Source organism: Flavobacterium sp. JAS, assembly GCF_020991455.1.
Taxonomy (GTDB): domain Bacteria; phylum Bacteroidota; class Bacteroidia; order Flavobacteriales; family Flavobacteriaceae; genus Flavobacterium.
Map to the genome: position 1 here is coordinate 34331 of NZ_JAJMOX010000013.1, position 24401 is coordinate 58731.

The 24401-nt window shown below is 35.3% G+C and carries 23 protein-coding genes; 16 read left to right on the forward strand and 7 right to left on the reverse strand.

Translation table 11 applies throughout. The features are described 5' to 3' along the window. Positions 1 to 125: 125 nt before the first annotated feature. A complete protein-coding gene (locus LPB88_RS19225) occupies positions 126 to 1004 on the reverse strand; it encodes an NAD(P)H-binding protein (protein ID WP_230717298.1) in 879 nt (292 codons plus the stop codon). A 99-nt stretch (positions 1005 to 1103) separates the two neighbouring features. Between LPB88_RS19225 and LPB88_RS19230 the strand changes: the two genes are divergently transcribed. Both LPB88_RS19230 and LPB88_RS19235 read left to right on the forward strand, forming a co-directional pair. Next, positions 1104 to 1484 carry a helix-turn-helix domain-containing protein gene (locus tag LPB88_RS19230; RefSeq protein WP_230717299.1) on the forward strand — a complete coding sequence of 127 codons (381 nt, stop codon included), beginning with the start codon at positions 1104 to 1106 and terminating at the stop codon, positions 1482 to 1484. Between the two features lie 68 nt (positions 1485 to 1552). Beyond that, on the forward strand, positions 1553 to 2191 hold the full coding sequence (locus LPB88_RS19235) for an FMN-dependent NADH-azoreductase (protein WP_230717300.1): 639 nt from the start codon (positions 1553 to 1555) through the stop codon (positions 2189 to 2191). A 109-nt stretch (positions 2192 to 2300) separates the two neighbouring features. On the opposite strand, the gene LPB88_RS19240 is transcribed toward LPB88_RS19235, so the two are convergent. Together LPB88_RS19240 and LPB88_RS19245 are read right to left on the reverse strand one after the other, a co-directional pair. Then, positions 2301 to 2741 (reverse strand): GNAT family N-acetyltransferase, encoded by a 441-nt coding sequence (locus tag LPB88_RS19240; protein ID WP_230717301.1) that lies wholly within the window; start codon positions 2739 to 2741, stop codon positions 2301 to 2303. Between the two features lie 82 nt (positions 2742 to 2823). After that, positions 2824 to 4290 carry a PLP-dependent aminotransferase family protein gene (locus LPB88_RS19245; RefSeq protein ID WP_230717302.1) on the reverse strand — a complete coding sequence of 489 codons (1467 nt, stop codon included), beginning with the start codon at positions 4288 to 4290 and terminating at the stop codon, positions 2824 to 2826. Between the two features lie 78 nt (positions 4291 to 4368). On the opposite strand from LPB88_RS19245, the gene LPB88_RS19250 reads away from it, so the two are divergent. The 3 genes from LPB88_RS19250 (at position 4369) to LPB88_RS19260 (ending at position 7298) form a co-directional block, all read left to right on the forward strand. Further along, on the forward strand, positions 4369 to 4812 hold the full coding sequence (locus LPB88_RS19250) for a DoxX family protein (RefSeq protein WP_230717303.1): 444 nt from the start codon (positions 4369 to 4371) through the stop codon (positions 4810 to 4812). Between the two features lie 317 nt (positions 4813 to 5129). After that, the gene (locus tag LPB88_RS19255) at positions 5130 to 6731 is read left to right on the forward strand and encodes an arylsulfatase (RefSeq protein ID WP_230717304.1); all 1602 of its coding nucleotides are present in this window, start codon (positions 5130 to 5132) and stop codon (positions 6729 to 6731) included. A gap of 324 nt (positions 6732 to 7055) precedes the next feature. After that, positions 7056 to 7298, forward strand: a complete 243-nt coding sequence (locus LPB88_RS19260) for a hypothetical protein (protein ID WP_230717305.1) — start codon at positions 7056 to 7058, stop codon at positions 7296 to 7298. Positions 7299 to 7355: 57 nt separating this feature from the next. Here the strand turns inward: LPB88_RS19260 and LPB88_RS19265 are convergent, their stop codons facing one another. Further along, positions 7356 to 8324: a transporter gene (locus tag LPB88_RS19265; protein WP_230717306.1), complete on the reverse strand. Its 969-nt coding sequence runs from the start codon at positions 8322 to 8324 to the stop codon at positions 7356 to 7358. A 272-nt stretch (positions 8325 to 8596) separates the two neighbouring features. Here LPB88_RS19265 and LPB88_RS19270 point away from each other — a divergent pair, with 272 nt between their 5' ends. The 3 genes from LPB88_RS19270 (at position 8597) to LPB88_RS19280 (ending at position 11182) form a co-directional block, all read left to right on the forward strand. Beyond that, positions 8597 to 9433, forward strand: coding sequence for a sulfite exporter TauE/SafE family protein (locus LPB88_RS19270; protein WP_230717307.1), 837 nt, complete (start codon positions 8597 to 8599; stop codon positions 9431 to 9433). 4 nt (positions 9434 to 9437) lie between these two features. Continuing rightward, entirely contained in the window at positions 9438 to 9827 is a 390-nt protein-coding gene (locus LPB88_RS19275; RefSeq protein ID WP_230717308.1) for a DUF1634 domain-containing protein, read from the forward strand. Positions 9828 to 10159: 332 nt separating this feature from the next. Beyond that, positions 10160 to 11182: an LLM class flavin-dependent oxidoreductase gene (locus tag LPB88_RS19280; RefSeq protein WP_230717309.1), complete on the forward strand. Its 1023-nt coding sequence runs from the start codon at positions 10160 to 10162 to the stop codon at positions 11180 to 11182. 237 nt (positions 11183 to 11419) lie between these two features. On the opposite strand, the gene LPB88_RS19285 is transcribed toward LPB88_RS19280, so the two are convergent. Next, positions 11420 to 13831, reverse strand: a complete 2412-nt coding sequence (locus LPB88_RS19285; protein WP_230717310.1) for a TonB-dependent receptor — start codon at positions 13829 to 13831, stop codon at positions 11420 to 11422. Between the two features lie 218 nt (positions 13832 to 14049). Between LPB88_RS19285 and LPB88_RS19290 the strand changes: the two genes are divergently transcribed. Beyond that, entirely contained in the window at positions 14050 to 15330 is a 1281-nt protein-coding gene (locus LPB88_RS19290) for an acetyl-CoA C-acetyltransferase (RefSeq protein WP_230717311.1), read from the forward strand. Positions 15331 to 15488: 158 nt separating this feature from the next. Here the strand turns inward: LPB88_RS19290 and LPB88_RS19295 are convergent, their stop codons facing one another. Continuing rightward, a complete protein-coding gene (locus LPB88_RS19295; protein WP_230717312.1) occupies positions 15489 to 16100 on the reverse strand; it encodes an FMN-dependent NADH-azoreductase in 612 nt (203 codons plus the stop codon). A gap of 106 nt (positions 16101 to 16206) precedes the next feature. Here LPB88_RS19295 and LPB88_RS19300 point away from each other — a divergent pair, with 106 nt between their 5' ends. From LPB88_RS19300 to LPB88_RS19315, 4 genes are all read left to right on the forward strand, one after another. Beyond that, a complete protein-coding gene (locus LPB88_RS19300) occupies positions 16207 to 16584 on the forward strand; it encodes a helix-turn-helix domain-containing protein (RefSeq protein ID WP_230717313.1) in 378 nt (125 codons plus the stop codon). 388 nt (positions 16585 to 16972) lie between these two features. Next, on the forward strand, positions 16973 to 18076 hold the full coding sequence (locus LPB88_RS19305) for a hypothetical protein (protein WP_230717314.1): 1104 nt from the start codon (positions 16973 to 16975) through the stop codon (positions 18074 to 18076). A gap of 190 nt (positions 18077 to 18266) precedes the next feature. Continuing rightward, positions 18267 to 20177 (forward strand): fumarate reductase/succinate dehydrogenase flavoprotein subunit, encoded by a 1911-nt coding sequence (locus LPB88_RS19310; protein WP_230717315.1) that lies wholly within the window; start codon positions 18267 to 18269, stop codon positions 20175 to 20177. 15 nt (positions 20178 to 20192) lie between these two features. Continuing rightward, entirely contained in the window at positions 20193 to 20939 is a 747-nt protein-coding gene (locus LPB88_RS19315) for a succinate dehydrogenase/fumarate reductase iron-sulfur subunit (protein ID WP_230717316.1), read from the forward strand. 259 nt (positions 20940 to 21198) lie between these two features. Here LPB88_RS19315 and LPB88_RS19320 read toward each other — a convergent pair whose 3' ends face one another. Next, complete coding sequence (locus LPB88_RS19320) at positions 21199 to 21948, reverse strand: 4-hydroxy-tetrahydrodipicolinate reductase (RefSeq protein WP_230717317.1); 750 nt, start codon at positions 21946 to 21948, stop codon at positions 21199 to 21201. A 511-nt stretch (positions 21949 to 22459) separates the two neighbouring features. On the opposite strand from LPB88_RS19320, the gene LPB88_RS19325 reads away from it, so the two are divergent. From LPB88_RS19325 to LPB88_RS19335, 3 genes are all read left to right on the forward strand, one after another. Beyond that, complete coding sequence (locus tag LPB88_RS19325) at positions 22460 to 22894, forward strand: DUF1810 domain-containing protein (RefSeq protein ID WP_230717318.1); 435 nt, start codon at positions 22460 to 22462, stop codon at positions 22892 to 22894. A 144-nt stretch (positions 22895 to 23038) separates the two neighbouring features. Beyond that, positions 23039 to 23389 (forward strand): hypothetical protein, encoded by a 351-nt coding sequence (locus tag LPB88_RS19330; protein WP_230717319.1) that lies wholly within the window; start codon positions 23039 to 23041, stop codon positions 23387 to 23389. A 291-nt stretch (positions 23390 to 23680) separates the two neighbouring features. After that, a complete protein-coding gene (locus LPB88_RS19335) occupies positions 23681 to 24376 on the forward strand; it encodes an ABC transporter ATP-binding protein (RefSeq protein WP_230717320.1) in 696 nt (231 codons plus the stop codon). Positions 24377 to 24401 lie beyond the last annotated feature (25 nt).

The following is a 24401-nucleotide window of genomic DNA, read 5'->3' on the forward strand; positions in this document are numbered from 1 at the left end:
ATTATTGTAACAGAGAAAAAAGAGGGAAATTATTAAGTTGGCTTACCGAAAATTAGACAATTATTGATATAAAAATATTTTATAAAAAAAGAGCTGATTTTTTAAATCAGCTCTTTCTATAAGATTTAGAAACTTGCAGCAAATTCTTTTGCAAAATCTTCTAATTTCGTCTTTCCGTCAACAGAAATTTTATGGCTTAAAAAATCTTCCTGAATTTTTCCACTTCTTAAACCCGCTCCCATTTCTGTATATAATCCGGCCATTTCATCCGGTAATCCTGCCTGTTTCATTCCGCCAAGAGATTGTTCGTCTGTAAATTCTACCCACGGCAGCTCTGGTTTGCCAATTGCCAGACCTAAAACTTTTGCCACTTCATTTGGCGTACGTACATCACTAATAATGTAACGAACATTCTTTCCTGTTGTTGTTTTTTGTAACTCTTCGGCTGCTGCAGTTGCAATATTTTCAGGATGTACAAAAGGCATTTTTGTTTCTGCTGAATAATTGGCACCAATAATCCCCACTCCTTTTATCATCGGAACATCATTGTACAAATTCGTATAGAAAAATCCGGCACGAAGAAAAGTAACCGATACATCTTCTAATGTTTCGTAGATTTTCTCAATATTGTGAAGTCCCGTAATTGGTCCAGTTCCGCCAGGTAAATCAGCGCCAATACTACTTAGCATTACAACACGTTTAACTCCCGCAGCTACAATTGCTTCTGCGATCGCTTTTCCGGCATCAGTCGTATTTGCAATGATATTTGAACCTCCCATATTTGGCGGCGTTAACGCAAAAACAGCATCCGTTTCGGCAAATGTATTTTTCAAAAAAGCAGCATCACCAACAGATCCAATTGCAGCTTTTGCGCCCAAAGCTTCAATAGCTTCTACTCTATCTGGACTACTGCTAACTACAGTTACCTGATTTCCTGATGCGATAAGTTTCTGAGTCAAAGGTTTTCCGATGTTTCCTAATGAACCTAAAATTGTAATTTTCATATCTTATTATTTTTTATGGTATAATTGTTTTTTATTATCTGCAACAAAGGTATATTTGCACTTACTTTTACACAAGTACTTACCCTAAAGTATGCGCAAATGACAGCAATCAAAGAATCCTCGACAATTCAGGAAAATAAGCAATATGCCTTAGATACATGCCCTGTAACGTATGTTATGGAAAAAATTGGCGGCTATTGGAAACCTATTATTATATATCATCTTTCTGGCGGAAGTAAACGCTATAGCGAATTAAAAAGAGCTATTCCGGCAGTGACAGAGAAAATGTTAATTCAGCATTTAAAACAGCTCGAGACTGATAATCTTGTTATTAGAGAAGCAAAACCGGTTGTTCCGCCTTTTGTAACCTATCGTTTGAGCGCTGCCGGAAGTGGGCTAATGCCAGTTATCGAAGCAATGGCAACCTGGGCTTTTAAGGATAAAGAAGATGGGTTTAACGAAACCTCATCTGGACTGTAGTTTTTGTGTAAATTGGTATAGAAAATTGGTCCACTACAACAATACTTTTGTATAAAAATTTTATTCAAATGAAGAAAGTATTAGTTTTAAATTCAAGTGCCAGAAAACATAATTCTAAAAGCAGAAAACTTACCGAAGTATTTACAGAACACTGGAAAAACATCCATAATGACCTTATCAATTATCGGGATTTAAGCGAAAGTCACGTTCCTCACATCAACGAGAATTGGATTGCAGCGGCTTTCAAACCGGAAGTTTCGCGGTCCTTGCAAGAAATTGAGGCCTTAAAAATAAGCAATGAATATATTGCCGAATTACGCGAAGCCGACGTTATTGTAATTGGTGCGCCTATGTACAATTGGTCTATTCCGAGTACGCTTAAAGCTTATATTGATCAAATTTTGAGGGTTAATGAAACCTGGAAACTTAATACGGAGAATATTCAGAATCCGTATATTGGTTTGCTTGAAAACAAAACTGTATTTTTATTGCTTTCCAGAGGCGCTCAGGGTTATGAAAAAGGAGAATATAACGAGCACATGAATTTTCAGAGCAATTATCTAAAAACCGTTTTTAATATTATTGGCATTACAAATATTCATACCGTTGCCGTAAACGGAGAAAGTTTTGATCCCGAAAAATATCAGCAATCTATACATGATTCACATCAAGCTATAAAAACACTGATTGAAAACGAATTAAACTGATTTTATTAAACACGAATTTCACAAATTTACACGAATTCTTTCGTGAAATTAATTAAGAACCAAATTTACCATTTCAATTAGTGTAAATTTGTGAAATTCGTGTTTAAAATTACTTCTTTAATCGATTAGCCAAATGAACAGCGGTCAATTCAAATCCGTTTTTTAAATATACTTTTTGGGCTGTATTGTTTGTAAAACCTGTGTCCAGAACTACAGCTTCTTTATTGAGCGAAATCGCGACCTCTTTTACATGATTTAATAATTGAGTAGCAAAACCTTTTCCTCTATACTCTTCCAGCGTGCACAAATCATCAATATAAATAATGTTTCCGCTATGCAAAGAAGTCATAATTCGGTATCCAGCAAAAGCAGCGACCTTATCACTATCCATGATTCCGGCGATGCTGTACTTTTCGTTTTGCATCATTTCTGCAATAGTTGCGTTCCAGTTATTCTTATCCAAATGTGGTCTTAAAACATAAGCTACATCCCAACATTGATTGATTTCTGTTGTTGTTTCGATTTTTTTAATCTGATAAATAGACTCCATAATTGTGTTTTTTATACAAAATTAGGCCAGAGATCAGAATGTAAAATACCCCAATTCTAAAATCGATAGTAGTCCAGAAGTCTTATTGAAGTACGTTTTTCAGAATAACTAATGCTTTTTCCATTTCAATTTCGGTCAAAGAAGCAAATCCCATTCGAATTGCATTTGGAGAGAAATTATCGTTTTTGTAAAAATTGCCGTTACTAATCGAAAGTCCTTTTTTAGCGGCTTCATCAGACATTTTTATCAAATTAATGTTGTCGTTAAAATTCGCCCAAACTGCCAATCCGCCTTCGGGAATCCTGAATTCTATTTCGTTTTTAAAATCAGAAGTCAGAAGTTCACAAAAATGATTTCGGCGTTGTTTGTAGATTTTTAATGATTTTCTGAAATGCCTTTCCATTTCTCCATTTTCAAACATTATTGCAAAAGCTTCTTCGAGAAGTGTATCACCTTGTCTGTCAATCATTTTTCGTAAAGATGCCGTTGCTTCAATAAACGCTGGTGGTCCAACCATAAAACCAATTCGCAGGGCGGGTGCAAAAGTTTTTGAAATCGATCCAATATAAATCACATTCTGATTGTGATCAATACTCGCCAACGGCAAATAAGGTTTGTTATCATAATGAAAATCAAAATCGTAATCGTCTTCTATAATTGCAAAACGATATTCTTTGGCAAGATTCAATAGTTTTAAGCGGCGCTCCATACTCATCGTTACTCCCGTTGGACAATGGTGGTGTGGAATAATATAGACTGCTTTTATCTTTTTGTGTTTCAGGACTTCCTGCAAATAATCAACGTCCATTCCGTTATCGTCTATTGGAATTCGTTCTAAATTTGCGCCACGATATTTAAAAGTATCATCGGCAGTTGTAAAACTCGAAACACCAACAGCAATCGTATCATTTGGATTTAGAATTAACTGCGACGCCAGATAAATTCCCATTTGGCTGCCTTTTGTAATAATAATATTTTCGGGCGAAACCACTAAACCACGTGTGTTCGAAAGATAATTGCAAATCGCAATACGAAGATTTTCAGATCCCATTGTACTACCGTATTTCAGGAAATTTTTACCGTAAAACTTTCTGGATAAACTTCGGTATTCCCGCATTAATTGGTCTATCGGCGCTAAGCGAACATCGGGAAAACCATCATCTATAACAATAGGATCTTTATGAATGGATGTACTGGAAAGGGTAATTTCTTTCTCAAAGTTATTCGTCCATAAAAAACCTTCCTGAAACTGACTTTTATTGATTTCCGGCAATTTTACTTTTGAAATTATAGGCAATTTCGAAAGTACAAAAACGCCTTTCCGATCTACAGATTCTGCCCAACCCTGACTAATTAATTCTTCATAAGCCAACTTAACCGTATTTCTATTAATCCCAATTAATTCTGATAAAACACGGGAACTCGGCAACGCATCTGACGGTTTTAATGTTCCATTGGTTATTAATGAAATAAAGGTATTGCACACTTGTATATAAAGTGTGATCGACGATTGGCGATCAATTTGAATTAAAGATTTATACGGTAACATCTGGGCTGTGGTTTTTATATAAATTGGCTCACAAAGTTACCCAACATCTTTTTACTTTTACATAAAAGATTTATCCAAATGAAAAATATAACAATACCACAAGCCGGTTTAATTTTAAGGATCGTTTTAGGAATTACCATGTTATCTGCAGTTGCAGATCGTTTTGGACTTTGGGGCGCGCCCGGAGATCCGGGAGTTGCATGGGGAAACTGGGAGAATTTTATTGCCTACACCCAAACCTTAAATTCTTTTGCCAGTAAATCTGTGGCGGGAATATTGGGCGCTTTGGCTACCTTTTTAGAAATTGTCTTGGGTATCTTCCTAATCATCGGATTCAAAACCAGAATCGTTGCTTTTGGAACTTCAGGATTAATGCTGCTTTTTGCTTTAAGTATGGCGATTTCGGTTTCTATAAAAGCCCCTTTCGATTATTCAGTTCTGACAAGTTCTGCCGCAGCATTATTACTTTCTACAATAGAAAGAACTTCTTTTGCCTTTGATAACAAATTCAGGAAAATATAAAACACTATATAAACTAATTTTTAAAAAGCCCTGAAAGTTCATTCTTTCGGGGCTTTTTGGCGTTTTGTAGTTTTAATTATTTGAAGTTAACCAAACCTTTCCCAATTCAAAAAAGGCAAATTCTGATTTACATCTTAAAAAACTGATATCATGTTATTTAAAAAATAATTCGTCATAAAAAACTTATCAATTCTAATATAATTTTAATAAATTTAACAGTAAATTATAAGGTACAGAATCCTTTGTGTTAGCCTACTTTATAAAATATCCTTTATTTCCAAATAAGCATAAGCCAACAAATTAAAAATTCCAGATTTATGAAAAGAACTATTTTGATTAAAAGAATTTCGCTTGCTTTCCTTTTTATTATTTGCTGCCAAAAAATATCGGCGCAGGCAACACCACTAAGTAAGGCAAAACCAATACCAGGAAAAGAAAACTGGCAACCGGCTGTTCCAAATCCTGAACAGGATAAAATAGCCGTCGATAAACTGGCTGCACTTAAAAAGAAAACTGGAAAAAAGCCGAATATTATCTGGTTCTTAATTGATGATATGGGCTGGGGAGATCCCGGATTTAATGGCGGAGGAGCTTCAATTGGAGCTGCAACCCCCAACATGGATCGATTGGCAAAAGAAGGATTATTGTTGAGTTCTACTTATTCACAGCCAACCTGCACACCTACCCGATCTGCTATTTTAACGGGACGTATTCCTGCTCGAACTGGACTTACAAGACCTATTTTGGCAGGTGATGTTTTGACAGCAAATCCTTGGGCAGATGAGATTAGTTTACCTAAAATATTGAGTCAATCCGGTTATAAAACAGTTCTTACCGGAAAATGGCATGTGGGTGAATTAGAAGGAATGCGCCCTTTTGAAATTGGTTTTGACGAATACTACGGTTATTATGCTGCCGAAAAAGAAATCACTCAATCTTTTGACAAAAGACGTTATCCTGACTTGGTTTTAGATCCTTTTAAATTGGAAGCTTACAATAAAATGGGAGCTTCTAAAGATTTAGTTTATGGGAAAAAAGGCGGAAAAGAGGAACTAATTAAAGCTACAACAAGCACAGAAGATATTGCAGAAGCGGATCAGACTCTGGAAGCTTTTTCGATTAAAAAAATCAAAGAATTTGCCAAATCCGGAGAGCCTTTCTTTATAGAACATGCTTTTATGAAAGTGCATACAGACAATTGGGCTTCAAAAAAATATGAAGGAAAAAGTGATAGTAAATATCCATACAAAGATGGCGTTGTTGAAGTTGATGGCATTATTGGAGAAATTGTAGCCGAACTTGAAAAAAACGGCTTACTTGAGAACACTTTTATTTTTATAACTTCTGACAATGGTCCGCAGGGAGATTCATGGCCAGACGGTGGTTACACACCTTTTAGAGGTACAAAAGGATCTGCTTGGGAAGGTGGAACACGTGTTCCGGGTGTTGCATACTGGAAAGGAATGATCACACCAGGACGCCAAAGTGCACAATTATTTGATTTAATGGATTTATACAATACTAGTGCTTACATTGCTGGCGCTTTTGACAAAATCCCAACCGATCGCCCAATTGATGGTATTAATCAAACTTCGTTTTTATTGGCTGATAACGGGGTTTCGAATCGCGACCGGGTTTATACTTGGGTTGAAACGCAATTAATGTCGATTCGTCTTCATGAATATAAAATGTATTTTAATATCACAGAATCTCAAGATCCGCATTTGATGATCGATCAGTCTACGGTAACCAAAACCGGACTAGCACCATGGTTATTCAACTTATACATTGATCCAAAAGAAACCCGAGTTGTAGGTCACGCCCTCAACGCCTGGACGGCTCCAATGGCAGCCGAAGCAAAATATCACGCTGCCTCTTTTGTAAAATTTCCTCCTAAAAAAGTAGGATTAGGACAGTAATTTTTTTTAGCCACAGATTGAAATGTGATTTTTGATTTGTGTTGTATATAGAAGCTCCCCTTTTGGGGAGTTTTTTATTTGTTCCTACTGAAATTAAACAAAACATTATCAATCAACTAAATTCAAAAACATGGAAATTCTATAACTTTTTTCTAAAATTATGTAAAATTTTATAAGAACTAAATCCCCAATTTACGTGCGTCAATGGAGGTATTCTATTCCTGAGTGTGTTTACACATAAATTTTAGTTGTTTTAAAACACCTTAAGCCTTACTTATTCTCCTTAGTTATCGTTTTTTAGTAAATTTAAAATTAGATAAGAGATTGGAAAAAATACACATTCAAAGATTAAAAAGGAGTTTACAATATCTGGAAAGCAAACAGAGAGATTTAAAAAGACAACAGGATAACGATACCCGAAGTCTTGACTCCATCATAAAATATTTAAAAAAGGACATAATCGAGCAGTTTAAACTATCAGATTATGATCTTTCTATTAAACACGAAATCAAAAACACCGAAACTTTTATTAGCAGTGTACAAAAAATAATAGAGACCAATTCTTAAAGATTTACTTTAAAAAATGGTCTCTAAATAGTAATACTTTCTAACTAAAATAAGGAATTATTCAGGTTTTTGTAATTTCTTTAAGTTAGCGTATGACAACACTGCAGTAATACGAACCATATTTGAATCAGCGCCATTATCTCCAGCGATAATAGTACCATAAGTGGCATTTAATCCTAACATTTTCAGCAACTGATAACCTACAGTAAAACCTCCACCAAGGATATTCTGTTTATTGTCCTGATCAATTCCATCAACAGCAACATCTCCTCCGTATTGGTATCTTAAATCGGCACTAGCCCAAAATTTATCAGTAATATTATGCGATAAGTGATTCTCAAGAGAATATAAGGCATGTTGTTGTGTTTTATTTGCCATCGATATAACCAAAGGATCGTTATTTGGTGTGTACATGTGAATTGAAGGATATATTTCAAGCCAAGTTGGTCTTTTAGGATCTTTGCTAAGCCAAAGATCTATAGGAAAACCAATTTCAAAAGTCAATCGGTTTGAGCCTAAATTAAGAGGTTTTGTATTGTCATAAGAACCCGAATACCATAATCTGGTGTAAACCATCATCGAGAATGTCTTTTTTTGATATTGGCTGTATTCAATAACATTTAAAGCGGGCTGATTTATCAATCCTAATTTAAAACCTATAAAACCGTCAGCAAAACCGGAAGAACTCAAATGCGGAGCCGGAAGACCTGGCTGATTTGCTGCTAATCTTCCCGAAACATCACCAGGAACTGCATTTAGCATAACCTGAGCGTATCTATTGGCAAGTCCGAAATTGTAAACCAATGTTAGCGGAAATGCATCAATATGCAAATCTGCATCTTTTACCAGGACATTTCCCGGAGTAATATTCTGATTCATTCCCATCCATTTTGGTAAAAATGCAAATGTTCCTTTTGGACTCCACAGTAAATTTCTTGGACCATCGCCTTGAGCAAAAGTCGATAAACTTATACTTAAACATAATAAAATCAAAACTAATGAACCGTTTGGTCTCTGTTTTTCCATATTTATTGCAATTAAATGATAACAAATTAACTTTTCTATGAGCGAATAATCTAAATGATATTAGACTACACTAATGTATAACTAATTAACTTACAAATCAATAACAAACAGTTTCATTTTATAATTTGAAACGAATAAATAGAACTTAATAAAATCTTCTAAGCCTTGTTCCCTTTTTGTTTCTGATTTTACTTTTTAATATTTTATTATGAAATAAAACTTTTCACCAGAAAATATCAATTCGTAAATTAGCCACAACAAAATTTATTAGAATGACAGTACTTACATTTACGCTGATTATGATTCTTGGTGCTTTTCTAGCAGGTTTTATTGGTTCATTATCAGGTTTAGGTGGCGGAATCATTATTATTCCTCTTTTAACAGTCATTCTTAATGTCGATATTCATTATGCAATTGGTGCCGCTTTGGTTTCTGTAATTGCAACTTCTTCTGGTTCAGCTTCGGCTTATGTGAAAGAAGGAATTACCAATATGCGTTTGGGAATTTTTCTCGAAATTGCTACAACAATTGGAGCCGTTTGCGGAGCGTTACTTTCGACAATTGCGCCAACCTCATTTATAGCCATATTATTTGGACTTACTTTAATTTTCTCGGCTATTAATTCTCTTCGAAGAAAAGAAGAGCATATCGTTTTAGAATCAAGTCCATTGGCCAAAAAACTGCGATTAAACGGTACTTATCCCACGCATGACGGCGAAGTAATAAGCTACGGAACCAAAAATGTTGTTGGTGGTTTTGGTATGATGGGAATCGCCGGAATGATGTCAGGATTATTAGGAATTGGTTCGGGTGCTTTTAAAGTGATTGCGATGGATAATATCATGCGAATTCCGTTTAAAGTATCTACCACAACCAGTAATTTCATGATGGGTGTTACAGCAATGGCGAGTTCTGTAATCTATATTCAAAAAGGTTATATCGAACCCGGAATTTGTATGCCTGTTGTAATTGGAGTTTTGTTTGGAGCTATGGCTGGAGCCAAAGTATTAGTGCGAACAAATCCTAAAAAACTACGAATATTTTTTGCCTGCCTGATTTTTGTACTTGCAGTGAATATGATTTATAACGGAATTAATGGAAAAATCTAAGGTTATGCAAAACGAAAAATTTGGAGAAAAAGATTTTCAAACCATCATCGGAAATTTATTGCGTTACGGCGTCTGGACTTCTTTGTCTGTCGCTTTTATTGGCGGAATTGTTTATTTATTCGGACACAGCTCAGATATTGAAGATTACTCGGTATTTCATGAAAATGATCGCAATATATTCGAAGTAATTTCGGCTATTTATAAGGGCGCAATTCAGGGAAATGGTGAATCTTTAATCTTTGTTGGAATTATTTTACTCTTTCTAACACCCGTTTTTCGTGTATTACTTTCTTTGTTTTCTTTCCTTTTAGAAAAAGATTATCTTTATGTTGTCATTACACTAATTGTGATCCTGATCATTTTAACTAGTGTATCTTTCGGGTTTTCACATTAGTAAGGCTGTATGCTTTAAGTATTAGGCGTTAGGCTTCTTTGGAACGCTTAAAACGTATTGTCTTTAGCTTAAAGCTAATAATATAATTGAGAATGCTGTAAGCTTTAAGCTGTAGGCTATAGGCTTTTTGAAGGGCGTAAAGCGTATTGCCTTTAGCTTAAAGCTAATAAATAAATATTGTTGGATTTAGACATTTTTGGAAAGCTTAAAGCGTATTGCCTATAGCTTAAAGCTAATTACTAATGCTAATAAATAATAATTGCGATAACTATAAGTATCGGCTTCTATAAAAAGCTTAAAGCTTATAGCGTATTGCCTAAAGCTTAAAAAAAATGGAAATAGGAATAGACAGTTTTGCTTCGGCGATGTACGGAGACAACAACACTTTGAGCAGTGTTGATGCAATGGAACAATTGCTTCAAAGAATTGAGCTGGCAGATCAGGCCGGACTTGACGTTTTTGGAATTGGAGAACATCATAAAAAAGAGTTTTTAGATTCGGCTACCGTTGTGATTTTAAGTGCCGCTGCTGCAAAAACAAGTCGCATTCGTTTGTCCAGTGCTGTTTCGGTGTTAAGTGCGGCTGATCCTGTGCGCGTTTACCAAAGCTTTGCAACGCTTGATTTAATTTCGAAAGGAAGAGCTGAAATTGTCGTAGGCCGTGGATCTTCTATTGAAGCTTATCCCCTTTTTGGATTTAATCTGAATGATTACGATGCACTTTTTAAAGAGAAATTAGAACTTTTTCTGCAAATTAGAGACAATGAATTTGTAACCTGGTCAGGGAAATTTCGCCCTGCTTTGAATAATCTTCCTATTTATCCAAGAGCCATACAGGAAAAATTACCAGTTTGGCTTGGTGTTGGCGGAACTCCCGAATCTTTTGTCAGAGCCGGAAGTCTTGGTTTACCTTTAATGGTGGCTATTATTGGAGGTCAAACGCATCGTTTTCGTCCTTTAATTGATTTGTACCGTGAAGCCGGAAAAGCTGCAGGTTTCAAACCCGAAGAGCTTAAAGTGGGAATACATTCCCCAGGCTATGTGGGAACTACAACCGAAAAAGCAATCGAAGAATATTATCCGGGTTACGCTGAACTTTGGACAAAATTAGGACTCGAACGCGGCTGGCCACCCGTTACAAAAGCCAAATTTGACGGACTTATCGACGATCTGGGCGTTTTAATTGTAGGAGGTCCGGAACGTGTTGCCGAGAAAATTTTAAAACACGGCGAAGCACTTGGAGGAATCTCAAGATTTACTTTCCAAATGGATAATGCAGGACTTACACATACGCAGTTAATGAATGCAATAGAACTTATAGGTTCAAAAGTGATTCCGTTGATACGTAAAGGATAAACTTTTATTTGCCCACGGATTGTGCGGATTAAACGGGTTTTCACTGATCTGTTTTAAAGAAAACTGTCAAAAGAAAACTTTATAATCAGTGCAATTTATAGCAAAAAGATATCTTCATTTTATTATAAAAGAAAAACCAGCGAAAACCCGTTCAATCCGCGTCATCCGCGGGCTAAAAAAAACATAAAAAAAGCATCCGCTGCTAACGGATGCTTTTTGTTTATAAAGAGATTATTCTTAGAATTTATATGTAACACCAACTCTAAAGTTTCTTGGTGCTTCTGTTTGCCAGTAATAAGCATTAAGCCACTCATAATAAGATCCGCTGTAAAGATATTTATCCAAAATATTAAATACGTTAGCCGTAATTTTTACTTTTCCTGTTTCATAAGATAAACCTCCGTCAAGTCTAAAATAGTTTGGCAACTTTTCAGCTCCTGCGCTCCAGGTATCTGTTTGACGGCCTGCAAGATAAGTTCCTCCAATAGAAGCACCTAAACCTCTAAGTTTACCACTTTGTAGACTATAATTTAACCACGCATTTGCAGTATGTTTAGAATATCCTGGTACAACAGAACCTACGCTTATCGTAGAAATTGCTGAACTTGTTACCACAGATTCTGTAAAAGCATAATTGGCAATAAGATTAAGACCGTCTAATAATTTTCCTCTAACGTCAAATTCAACACCTTCGGCTCTTTTTTCTCCCAAAACAATTTTAAAAATATCATTTGGACCATTATTAGGATCAGCCGTAAGTTCGTTTTGTTTTACAATTCGATACGCTGCCAATGTAGTACTCCAAGAGCCGTCAAACCAGTCTTTTTTCACACCAAATTCAAGATTGCTTCCTGTAAGTGGTTTTACTTTATCGCCATTTTTAATGATACCCGATTGCGGTAAAAAAGCCTGATCATACAATCCGTAAACTGCCAAATTATCTGTTACAGAGACACTAACACCTACACGTGGTGTAATATGGCTGTCTGCCTGAGTTTCACCCCAGCTTGTTTGACTAATCCAGGTATATCTTCCCGCAAGAGTTAATCTAAGTTTATTTTCAAAAAAGCCAAGTTCATCCTGAATATATCCTGCCGCATATTCTGAATTCATTTTTCCGCCAGCTCTTACAGAAAGCGGTGTTGTGTGATCAAAAGCAGGTAAACCATTCGATGGCGTACCATAATTTGGGTTATATACATTAAATGGATTGTCTACAGTATCAAGATCATGAGATTGTCCCCAATCTGCCATATAATCTTTATTTCCTAAATCTACGCCACCTAATACTTTATGCGTTACAGGTCCTGTTTTGAACTTTCCGTTAACGAATATCTGACCTAAATACATATTACTATCAGCATCCCAAATACCAACGTTTCTAATGATTTCTCCCTTTTTCAAATTACCTTCAGGAACTCCGTTAAAATCTCTGTCCACCGGACTAGGACCTACAACACCCGGCCAAGAACTATATCCTTGCTGAATGTATTTAAAGTAAGAAGTTTGTGCCGTAAGTTTCCAGTTATCGTCAAACTTATGCTCAAACATAAGGTATCCGCTATGATCCTGAATATTAGTATCAGGCAATCCCGGTTGTGTCATTGTAAATCCAACAGGCAAAGTCGCATATCCTTCAGATTTAGGACCAAAAACATAATAAGAACCTACCTCAGTCATGTTGGCGTATTGAAAATTGTATTCAGCCGTAATTTTTGTATTATCATCAATTTGATACGAAACTACCGGAGCTAATACATAACGATTGTTGTGTTCATATGCACGGTGCGAACCTTTGTTTTGAGCCGCTCCGTTGAATCTGTATAATAATTTTCCTTTTTTATCTAATTTCCCGTCAAGGTCAATACTCACTCTGTAAAAATCGTAGCTTCCGCCTAATACAGAAACCTCACCTTTAGTAATTCCCGTTGGTTTTTTAGTAACCACATTATAAAGTCCGCTTGGATCTCCGCTGGAAAGCATAAATCCTGCAGGTCCTTTTACAAATTCAATATGATCTACAAAACTCATGTCTTCCGTAAGAGGTCCCCAGAAAGACGAAACTACATTGAAACCATTACGAAAAGCCTGAATTTGAGAACCACGCATCGTAATATTCGTATATAAATCTCCCCAGTGTTCTAAACGAACCGCTCCACTCACGTTTCTGATAACTCCGTCACTCATACTTGTAATTTGTTGGTCTTTTAAAGTCTGACCGCTTACAATCTGGATATTTTGAGGGATTTCAAGTACAGGAGTCTGCAAACGCAATGATAGTGAAGGTTTGTCTTGTTTGTACTTGTTTTTGGTAATGACTACTTCATCAAGATCTTCCTGACTTTCAGAAAGTGTGAAGTTTTTAGTAGTCGTTTGTTTTGCTTTAACTACAATTTGATCTTCAACTTTATGAATTCCAACCGATCTGATAATAATTGTATAGCTTGCTGGTTTAACATTTTTAATCTCGTAGTATCCGTCTTCGTTAGTAACGGCAATGTATCGTGTTCCTTTAAGAATAACAGAAATATTTTCGGCTGGTATATTTCCGCTTAGCGAAACTTTTCCAGTTACTTTTCCCAGTTCCTGACTCATCATTTGCAGTGAACTTAGAAGCATCAGACAAAATAAAACTTTTTTTATAGTCATTATATTCATTTTAATTGGTTTTGATTTTCGTGGCAAAAGTAATTGCTAAATCTTTCTTAAACAAGATTATTTTTAATTATTCTAAATAAAAACAAATTGTAATACTCCAGTTAAAAATTCAAAACAATATTATCTTACAAAAACTCAAATTATAAATAAGTCTCCTTATCTTTAAGCTGAAAAATTAAAAATCGATCTTTCAAAACAAACCTCAAACTATGAATAATACCAAAACTGTTAGAAAAGTAGCCATCGTGGGTTACAATCGAATTCCGTTTGCGAGAGCAAATACGGCCTACGCCGAAGTTGGAAATACAGAAATGATGACCGCCGCCCTAAACGGACTTATTACCAAATACAAACTTGAAGGCAAATTGTTAGGGGAAGTTGCCGGAGGTGCAGTAATTAAACATACTTATGATAATAATTTGATCAGAGAATGTGTCATGAAAACTTCTCTTGATCCCGCAACTCCAGCTTGTGACTTACAGCAAGCTTGTGATACCGGAATTGAAAGCGCCATTTATATCGCCAACAAAATTGCGTTGGGACAAATAGAATCCGGAATTACCGGAGGTGTTGATTCTATTAGTGATATGCCAATCGCGGTAAGCGAAAAACTGAGAAAGATTTTATTGAATGCCAGACAAGCAAAATCATTAGGCGAAAAAATCAAGTTGTTTTTAAAACTGCGTCCAAAAGATTTGTCGCCATTGGTTCCTAAAAATGAAGAATCTCAAACCGGGCTTTCGATGGGTGGTCATACTGAAATTACGGCCAAACATTATCAAATTTCCCGTGAAGATCAGGATAATTTTGCCCTTAAAAGTCATTTGAATATGGCAAAAGCTTATGACGAAGGTTTTTTTGATGATATGATTACTCCGTTTAACGGACTTGAAAAAGATAATAATCTAAGAAGAGACAGCACCATTGAAAAACTGGTAAAATTAAAACCTGCATTTGATAAAATAAACGGAACGCTTACAGCAGGAAATTCCACTCCGCTTACAGATGGTGCTTCATGCATACTTTTGGCAAGTGAAGAATGGGCTTTGGCGCAAGGACTTCCAATCTTAGCCTACATTTCTTTTGCCGAAATTGCAGCGATTGAATACGTCAAAAACCAGCAAAACCTTTTGTTAGCGCCATTATTTGCTGCCAGTAGAATGCTTGATAAAGCGGGTTTGACTTTACAGGATTTTGATTATTATGAAATTCACGAAGCTTTTGCCGCACAAGTTTTAGCAACTTTAAAAATCTGGGAAAGCCCGGAACTAAGCACTCAAATTGGACTCAAAAAGCCTCTTGGTGCTATTGACAGAAATAAACTAAATGTAAAAGGAAGCAGTCTTGCCGCAGCTCATCCTTTTGCTGCAACAGGCGGAAGAATAATTGGCGTCATGGCAAAATTATTAAACGAAAAAGGTTCCGGAAGAGGATTTATTTCCATTTGCGCTGCCGGCGGACAAGGCGTTACTATGATTATTGAGAAATAATAATTGAACGTAATTATCTTTGTCAAAGTTTAAAACTTTGACAAAGATTTGACAATTCAAATCATAATTATAATCCACATAAAACCCGACAGGTTTCAAAAACCTGTCGGGTTTACTACATACGAAAATGTCCAACTCTCGTACTTTTTATTTTCAATTTAAAAAGCAAATTCCTCAACTGCAGACAAAGCTTTAGGTAAAGCATTTTCGGCAAAATCAGGGATAGCAGTTCCTTCAACGCGGAAAGTTGTAACATCGGTTATTCCTAAAAAGCCTAATACGGCACGCAAATACGGTTCAGAGAAATCATAACTTTTGTATGGTCCTTCAGAAAATATAGCGCCCGAAGCAATAGATAAAAATACTTTCTTATCAGTTAACAACCCTTTTGGTCCACTGGCATCGTAACTGAAAGTCTTTCCTGCCCTTGCAACCTGATCAATCCAGCCTTTTAATACTGCCGGAATTCCAAAATTGTAAAGAGGAACCCCAATCACAATGATGTCAGCTTCTAAAACATCTTTTGTAGCTTCATCAGAGTATTTAAGAGTCTCTTTTTGGACTTCTGTTTGCTGTTCTGCCGGAGTATAAAAGGCACTAATATCCAACTCACTTAAATAAGGCAAAGGAGTTTTAGAAAGATCAAGCGTTTCTACTGTACTTTCAGGATATACCGCTTCCAGTTTTTCCAGAACGGCATTCGATAATTTATTACTAAATGAAGCATCGCCTTTGATGCTTGTTATTATATTCAGAATCTTTTTGCTCATAGCATTACTATTTGTTTTACGATACAAACTTATCTACATTTGCTATCTCTTTTATAGTACTATCCTCAAGGATAGCGCTATCCTTGAGGATAGTAACATGATAAATATGAAAACAAAGAGCGAAATAACAAAAGAAATGGGCTGTGGTGGTGAACCAGAAGAATGCCTGGGAGCATTATTACCGGTAAGAGATGCTTTGGAAGTTTTAAGCGGAAGATGGAAGCTGCCAATTTTGATTGCATTATCGAACAGACCAAAACGATTTAAGGAGATTTCTAAAGATGTAAAAGGGATTACGGATAAAATGCTTTCGAAAGAACTTAAAGATCTGGAGATAAACAAACTGGTTACCAGAACTGTTTATGATACTTTTCCGCCAACTGTTGAATATGCAAGAACAGAACACAGCCATACTTTATATAATGTCATTGGAGCATTGAATGAATGGGGAACTTTACACCGAAAAGAAATCATTGGACATTAAATATTTCCATAAAATCCAAACCCGACAGTCCCGAAGTCCAATATCATTAAGTTAAGGGAAAATCTATAAAATCACTTAACAGTTTAATCAAGAAAGTAATTAGAAAAATCTGTTTTTATCAGCGTTTTCGTTTTAGCGAATCAGTAAAATCAGCGTCTAATTTTGACGCGGATAAAACAGATTTACTTTGTAAAAACGCAGATAAAAACGGATTTGATTTGCAATAATTTTATTTTCTAAAAGCTTAACTTAATGGCATTGCCCGAAGCCTCGAGATGAAAACTGCCGGGTTTATTTTTTATAAAATACTACACAAAACTGTAACAAAATCAAAAAACACGTCTCTATAATAAAAAAGTCATTGTAAAATCAACCTATACTTTTTATTATGAGAACCTTAAAACTAGTTACTTTACTTATTCTCAATTTCTTTTTATTTTCGAAAACAAATGCCCAAACGAATCAAAATGACAGTATAAAGCTCGATTATACTAAGATTTATGCTTTGGCATTAGACGGAAATCCAAAACAGGCTTTACCATTATTAGAAATTGATTCCACTAAAAAAATAGCTTCAAAAGACTTAAAATTCAAAAACAATTTTGAAAACCGCTTTAAGTTTAAAGAAGACAAAAGTGATTTTTTGGAAACCCGAAAATCAAAAATAGACGAATTATTAAAAATTTACAGGGATTACTGGCGATTCTCTTTCTTAAATAAAGAAAAGAAAACGGATACACTTATTATGAAAAATGTTTCTAATTTTCTTAAAGCTAATCTTCCATCTGCAAAAAACTTAATTCTTAATGAAGACAGCATCAGTGTTTATCAAAAAAAGTACATCACTGATTTGGGCTATCATACTACGGGATTTGGAAAAACGGGAGGTTTATATGATTTATTAGTTTGGAAAACAGAAAAAGATACCATTTATAAACTCAATTATGAAGGAAAGGAAACCGCTGTCAAAGTTTATTTTATGGATGATTTTATAACCTTAGGCTGGAGCGAATATGCTACTTTAGGACGATACCATCCAGCAGGCTGGGCACATACAGATGCCTTGTTTTGTGTAAAAAAATCATACGATTTAAAATCAGAAAATTTTAGAGTGAGTTACCTTGGTCATGAAGGCCGACATTTTGCTGATTATAAATTGTTTCCAAAATTAAAAGGCGTTGGTTCTGCCGATTTAGAATACAGGGGAAAACTCACTGAAATAGCTCTTTATTCTAAAGACGGACTATACAAAAGATTAGAGTTTTTTATTAATAATGGTAATTACGATAGCCAGAACGGTCATTCGATTGCAGCTTATTGTGTGGTTAGGGATTTATCCAAACAATTATTCAATACCGATTATGAAAGAAACTTAGACAAATGGAAAGCAATTCCGGTCAATAAAATAAATGAAGCTGCCGCCAAAATCCTCGAAGAAAACACCAAAGCATTAGAGAAAATTCCAAATGTAGAAAAGTTTATCAAACAATAATTCTGTTGATTTATCTTAGAACTAAAGAAAGTTTAGCAGAAAATATCTTTTAATAAATTAGTCCAAATTAGCAAAAAATAGTTTTTTCTTTACAAAAAACCGTTTTTTTATAGTAAATTAGATCTCCTTAACGTTCTAATTAAGTTTTTTATTAGAATTTGTGTATGAATTCATTTTAAATAAAATAAAAATGATAGACTCAAAAATACCCGAAGGTCCACTTGCTGATAAATGGAATAATTATAAAGCAAAAGCTAAACTTGTAAATCCTGCCAATAGAAAAAAACTAAATATCATAGTGGTTGGGACTGGTCTTGCGGGGGCTTCATGTGCTTCATCACTAGCAGAGCAAGGGTATAATATCAAATCATTTTGTTTTCAGGATTCTCCAAGAAGAGCCCATTCTGTTGCTGCTCAAGGCGGAGTTAATGCTGCAAAAAACTATAAAAATGACGGAGACAGCACTTTTAGAATGTTTTACGACACTATAAAAGGTGGCGATTTTAGATCTCGTGAAGCCAATGTTTACCGTCTGGCGGAATGTTCTGCACATTTAATAGATCATGCCGTTGCACAAGGCGTTCCTTTTGCCAGAGAATATGCCGGATATCTTAATAATCGATCTTTTGGAGGTGTTCAGGTTTCAAGAACCTTCTATGCCCGCGGACAAACGGGGCAACAACTTTTACTTGGTGCTTATCAGGCTCTATTACGTCAGGTTTCATTAGGAAAAGTAGCCATGCATACCCGTCACGAAATGCTGGAATTAGTGGTTATTGACGGAAAAGCAAAAGGCATAATCGCCCGAAATCTTGAAACCGGAGAACTCGAGCGTCACGTTGCTGATGCTGTTGTATTAGCTTCCGGAGGTTACGGAAAAGTATATTATTTGTCTACATTGGCAATGGGCTGTAATAGTTCGGCCATTTGGCGTGCACATAAAAAAGGCGCTTATATGGCGGGTGTAAGTTGGATTCAGTTTCACCCTACTTCACTTCCACAACACGGAGAAAATCAATCTAAGTTGACTTTAATGTCGGAATCTTTGCGTAATGACGGACGAATCTGGGTTCCGAAAACCGCTAAAGACGACCGAAATCCAAATACAATTCCCGAAGAAGAGCGCGATTATTATTTAGAGCGCAAATATCCTTCTTTTGGAAATCTGGCGCCAAGAGACATTTCGTCAAGAGCTGCCAAAGAAAGAATCGATGCCGGACATGGCGTTGGACCAATGAAAAATGCTATTTATCTCGACTTTTCGGATGCCATAAAAGCGCAGGGAAAAGATAAAATCGAAGCTAAATACAGTAATCTTTTTGCGATGTACGAGAAGATTACCGGAATCAATGCGTATAAAGAACCAATGCTAATCTCGCCATCGGCACATTTTACGATGGGCGGACTTTGGGTTGATTATGAATTAATGAGTACAATTCCTGGATTATTTGCTCTCGGAGAAGCTAATTTTGCTGATCATGGCGCTAATAGATTAGGCGCAAATTCATTGCTTCAGGCGTGTGTAGACGGTTATTTTATTGCACCTTACACGATTCCGAATTATTTGGCGGGCGAATTAAATACTCCAAAACCAACTATAAATCATCCCGCTTTTGACGAAGCCGAAACTTCGGTAAGAGCACAATTAGATAAATTCTTAAATAGTAAAGGAACACTTTCAACCGATTATTTCCATAAAAAAATCGGAAGATTGCTTTACGAAAAATGCGGACTTTCGAGAAGTAAGGAAAAACTGGAAGAAGCCTTAAACGAAATCAAATCACTAAAAGATTCTTTTGAAAAAGATCTTCTAATTACCGGAGACGATACGCTAAACAGCGAACTGGAAAAAGCCGGACGTATTGCTGATTATATCGAATTAGCTGAATTAATGTGTCACGATGCCCTACAACGAGAGGAATCCTGCGGCGCACACTTTCGGGAAGAATACCAAACTCCTGATGGTGAAGCGGTTCGGAATGATAAAGATTTCTGTTATGTTTCGGCCTGGGAATGGAAAGGAAAAACACAAAATCCTGGATTACACAAAGAACCTCTTGTCTTCGAATCAGTCGAACTTGCTGTTAGAAGCTACAAATAATCAAAAGTTAAGAATATGAAACTATATCTTAAAATATGGCGACAGCACAATACTTCTTCCAAAGGAGAAATGGTAAATTATGAAATAGATAAAGTTTCTGAACACATGTCTTTTCTGGAAATGCTCGATCTTTTGAACGAATCTTTAATTCAGAAAAAAGAACGTGTTATAGAATTTGATCACGATTGCAGAGAAGGAATTTGTGGGCAATGCGGTGTTATGATTGACGGTAGAGCGCACGGACCTTTAAAGAATACCACAACTTGCCAGCTTCACATGAGAAGTTTTAAAGATGGGGATACCATTTATATTGAGCCTTTTCGTGCCAAAGCATTCCCTGTTTTAAGAGATTTAAAAATTGATCGATCTGCTTTTGATTCCATTATTGAAGCAGGCGGTTTTATTAGTGCATCAACAGGTCAGGCGCCGGAAGCAAATACTATCCCAATATCTTACGAAACTGCCGAAGCTTCCTTTGATGCTGCGGCTTGTATAGGATGCGGAGCCTGTGTAGCAACTTGCAAAAACGCAAGTGCTGCTTTGTTTGTAGGCGCAAAAATTACACATTTGGCTTTGCTTCCACAAGGGAAAATAGAGGCTTCAAAAAGGGTTTTAACAATGGTAAATCAAATGGATTCTGAAGGTTTTGGAAATTGCTCTGATACAAGAGCTTGTGAAATCGAGTGTCCGCAAGGTATTTCGATTCTTTCTATAGCAAAAATGAATTTAGAATATAGTAAAGCTTTGATTTTTAGAAAATAATACAATATATAACTTAAAATATTTATTTAGACACATAGAAGCATTGGTTTTTACACTCAAAAATTGGCATTTCACTTATCTAAAACATGCATAATGCTCTTCATGAGAGAAATGCTGTTCTTTTTTTGAAGCCTTTTTGCCCCTAATTCTCTATGTTTCTATGTGTTAAATAAATATGATCTTTAAAATTAGATTGCAAACTTTTTAGTAAACCCGACAGGTTTTAAAAACCTGTCGGGTTTCATCATAATATCAAAGATTATATTGCAAAGTAAGGCGACAAAATATCTTCAAAATTGTATAATCCTTTTTGTTTATTTTCTAAGTTTTCGGCAACAAAAACAACTCCGTTCCCAAATGCTTCCCTAGAAATCGATTCGTGAATTAACCGAACCGTTTGATATGGAAATCCAAATATAACCTCATGTTTCCCAACGATTCCTCCTGCCCTAACCGAGTTTATATTGTCTTTATCAAGATCTAAGGCTTCTGCAATTTTAACAGCCGTCCCTGATGTTCCTTGTTTCTTTTTAAAATGTTCCTCATTAACTTCAATATCAACCCAAGGCGCAATCTTTTTTAGAAATTTAGCTGCAAAAAGTAAATAATTCACTCCCAAAGTAATATTTGGAGACCAAAATACGGTTGTTTTGTGCGCTAATTTCTTTAATAACTGCAGTTCTTTATCTTTATAATGCGAGATTGCCGAGATAATTTTAACCTTTCGCTGCGCTGCAATTTCTCCGTAAGTATAAATTCCTTCACTTGATGAAAAATCAATAATTACATCAACGGGATGTTTATCCAGTAATTCTTCCATGGTAGTTTTAGAGCTAGAGTAAATTAGTCCCGGCTCATCTGACTGAACTCCTAAAAATTCAGGAACAGATCTGTGTTCTAAAGCAGTACTTTGTCTTAGAACCCATTCCAGGCAAAATTTATTATTTTCGAGTAGTACTGATGCAACTGATTTTCCAGTTTTTCCGAATCCGATTAGTCCTATTTTCATAATTTATTTTTTTTTGAGCAGTACGCTCGTTAATAGAAATTGGCATGTTTTGAAGTTTATGCCAAATCAAAAATTTAATTATTATCTAAGTTGATAATTGTCCTCTAGTAGTAAAAATAGGAATTATATAACGGGATTACGAACAAATACTGAGATATGTAACAATAAAAAGCCTTATTAACAAGAATAATAGTGTGAAAGTATTTTTCATAAAAACTTTGCGTCTTTGTGACTTTGCGAGATTATTTTTTAAGTTTTTTTTACATAACAGCGAGATTTTCGGCAAAGTCGCTAAGGCGCCAAGTTTAAAACTTAAAATAAAAACTTTTTGATTCTGTGACTTTGCAAGATTATTTTTTAAAATGAAATGAAAAATTCCGATTAATACTACAGATAATATTTGCTTAATATATCTAAAAAAAAACGATACAAAAAAATCGATGTGAATGTGCAACTTAACATATTTTCAGTAGTTTTACGACCTGATTGCCCCAAACAAAATCAGTAAATAATGGCCTACAATAATAAAGAATTAGTACGTTTTTTAGACGCACAAAATAAATTATACCTATCGGCACTTTCCGAAATTAAAAAAGGAAAAAAAGAATCTCCATGGATGTGGTTCATTTTTCCTCAGATAAAAGGGCTTGGTTCCTGCGATACCTCAAAATTCTACGAAATTAAAAATGCCGACGAAGCAATTGCTTTTTTAGAACATCCAATTCTTGGAAAACATCTTCTGGAAATTACCGCTGAACTAATCAAAACAGATGAAAAAACTGCCGTAGATATATTTGGGAATCCTGACGACGAAAAACTGCAATCCTGTATGACTTTATTTGCCAGTATTCAGAATTCCGAACCAATGTTTGAAGAAGTATTAGACAAGTATTTTGATGGCTCTTCTGATTTTCATACACTACAATTGTTGTATAGTAATTTTTAGTTTTAATTATAATTAGTGCAAACAATAAATCTAAAATAATATCCAATTTTAGTGTATTTCTAAATAAGATATCTATATTTGCAACAAAGTTGCGTTATATCAAAAGCTGTAAAGTCCGCGACACATAAGGATTTCCAAACAAGAATGAAAAAGAGAATTGTCTTAATTAATCTTTTTATGTCTGTTACCGTATTGTTCGCAATGCTGTTTCAGACGATACATTCTTACGAACATGTTTACAAGCAATTAACCGAAAAACGTTGTAATCATCATTCTGTTGTTGGACAAAAACAAATTACGCACAGCCATACTGTAGACACTAATTGTCACGTTTGCCATTTTGCGTTTAGTACATTTATTCCAAATTCATCTCAGGCTTTATCCTTTCATAAAGTAACTATTGAAACTTCTTATGTATACTATTATACAAAAGTTGCTTCAAACTTCTTTAAAGGCAGCCTTTTTGCCCTTAGAGCACCACCTTCAATCATTTAGTTTACTACATTTTATTCGAAAAATTAAAATGCTCCTTGCCTATTCTCGATAATCGATAGTGGGTAAAACTTATTTGTAGCTCTATTTCGATTATTTTCTAAAATAAAAGAAAATGATGCGTCATATAGGCTCAAAAACGTATGCTTTTTTTCAAATTCAAATAGAAATTCTTCTATTAAAATAGCTGTAAACTATCCCCTCCTTTTAACAAAGTTCTAAAAACTGGCTTCCTCAAGCTCAGACTAAAAACTATGGATAAAAACTAAAAAATCACCCAAATACATAAAAATTATGCTTATAGCCGAGAATCTAACTAAAAAATACGGCGATCATGTCGCATTAAACAAACTGAATTTGACCATTAAAAAAGGCGAAATCTTTGCGCTTTTAGGGCAGAATGGTGCCGGAAAAACCACTACAATTAATCTCTTTTTAGGTTTTATCGAACCAACTGACGGAGAACTAAAAATCAATAACATTTCGGTTATAGAAAATGCACAGGAAACCAAGAAATATGTTGCTTATATTCCCGAAACTGTCATGCTATATCCTAATCTTACGGGCTTAGAAAACTTAAAATTTTTCTCGTCTCTGGCGGGGTTCAAATATTCTGCAGGAGAATTGACTTATTTTCTCTCCAAAGCAGGTTTACAAGTTAAAGCACACGATCAGAATCTTGGTGGATATTCTAAAGGAATGCGTCAAAAAGTAGGTATTGCCATTGCGATTGCCAAAAAAGCCAAAGTGTTACTATTAGATGAACCAACGAGCGGACTTGATCCTAAAGCATCTAACGAATTCTCTCAAATCCTGAAAGAACTTTCGGCAGACGGAACAGCGATATTAATGGCAACACACGATATTTTCAGAGCCAGAGAAGTCGCTTCACACATCGGAATAATGAAACAAGGAAACCTGGTAACGGTTATCGAAGCTGACAAAATATCGGCGAACGAACTCGAAAATCTGTATTTACAAACTGTATAAAAGGGAATAGCATTTTCTAAATCCA

What these genes read in the sequence shown, in the direction of transcription:
- LPB88_RS19225 (WP_230717298.1), bottom strand. Translation starts at nt 1,004, where the DNA reads ATGAAAATTACAATTTTAGGTTCATTAGGAAACATCGGAAAACCTTTG.
- LPB88_RS19230 (WP_230717299.1), top strand. Translation starts at nt 1,104, where the DNA reads ATGACAGCAATCAAAGAATCCTCGACAATTCAGGAAAATAAGCAATAT.
- LPB88_RS19235 (WP_230717300.1), top strand. Translation starts at nt 1,553, where the DNA reads ATGAAGAAAGTATTAGTTTTAAATTCAAGTGCCAGAAAACATAATTCT.
- LPB88_RS19240 (WP_230717301.1), bottom strand. Translation starts at nt 2,741, where the DNA reads ATGGAGTCTATTTATCAGATTAAAAAAATCGAAACAACAACAGAAATC.
- LPB88_RS19245 (WP_230717302.1), bottom strand. Translation starts at nt 4,290, where the DNA reads ATGTTACCGTATAAATCTTTAATTCAAATTGATCGCCAATCGTCGATC.
- LPB88_RS19250 (WP_230717303.1), top strand. Translation starts at nt 4,369, where the DNA reads ATGAAAAATATAACAATACCACAAGCCGGTTTAATTTTAAGGATCGTT.
- LPB88_RS19255 (WP_230717304.1), top strand. Translation starts at nt 5,130, where the DNA reads ATGAAAAGAACTATTTTGATTAAAAGAATTTCGCTTGCTTTCCTTTTT.
- LPB88_RS19265 (WP_230717306.1), bottom strand. Translation starts at nt 8,324, where the DNA reads ATGGAAAAACAGAGACCAAACGGTTCATTAGTTTTGATTTTATTATGT.
- LPB88_RS19270 (WP_230717307.1), top strand. Translation starts at nt 8,597, where the DNA reads ATGACAGTACTTACATTTACGCTGATTATGATTCTTGGTGCTTTTCTA.
- LPB88_RS19275 (WP_230717308.1), top strand. Translation starts at nt 9,438, where the DNA reads ATGCAAAACGAAAAATTTGGAGAAAAAGATTTTCAAACCATCATCGGA.
- LPB88_RS19280 (WP_230717309.1), top strand. Translation starts at nt 10,160, where the DNA reads ATGGAAATAGGAATAGACAGTTTTGCTTCGGCGATGTACGGAGACAAC.
- LPB88_RS19285 (WP_230717310.1), bottom strand. Translation starts at nt 13,831, where the DNA reads ATGACTATAAAAAAAGTTTTATTTTGTCTGATGCTTCTAAGTTCACTG.
- LPB88_RS19290 (WP_230717311.1), top strand. Translation starts at nt 14,050, where the DNA reads ATGAATAATACCAAAACTGTTAGAAAAGTAGCCATCGTGGGTTACAAT.
- LPB88_RS19295 (WP_230717312.1), bottom strand. Translation starts at nt 16,100, where the DNA reads ATGAGCAAAAAGATTCTGAATATAATAACAAGCATCAAAGGCGATGCT.
- LPB88_RS19300 (WP_230717313.1), top strand. Translation starts at nt 16,207, where the DNA reads ATGAAAACAAAGAGCGAAATAACAAAAGAAATGGGCTGTGGTGGTGAA.
- LPB88_RS19305 (WP_230717314.1), top strand. Translation starts at nt 16,973, where the DNA reads ATGAGAACCTTAAAACTAGTTACTTTACTTATTCTCAATTTCTTTTTA.
- LPB88_RS19310 (WP_230717315.1), top strand. Translation starts at nt 18,267, where the DNA reads ATGATAGACTCAAAAATACCCGAAGGTCCACTTGCTGATAAATGGAAT.
- LPB88_RS19315 (WP_230717316.1), top strand. Translation starts at nt 20,193, where the DNA reads ATGAAACTATATCTTAAAATATGGCGACAGCACAATACTTCTTCCAAA.
- LPB88_RS19320 (WP_230717317.1), bottom strand. Translation starts at nt 21,948, where the DNA reads ATGAAAATAGGACTAATCGGATTCGGAAAAACTGGAAAATCAGTTGCA.
- LPB88_RS19325 (WP_230717318.1), top strand. Translation starts at nt 22,460, where the DNA reads ATGGCCTACAATAATAAAGAATTAGTACGTTTTTTAGACGCACAAAAT.
- LPB88_RS19330 (WP_230717319.1), top strand. Translation starts at nt 23,039, where the DNA reads ATGAAAAAGAGAATTGTCTTAATTAATCTTTTTATGTCTGTTACCGTA.
- LPB88_RS19335 (WP_230717320.1), top strand. Translation starts at nt 23,681, where the DNA reads ATGCTTATAGCCGAGAATCTAACTAAAAAATACGGCGATCATGTCGCA.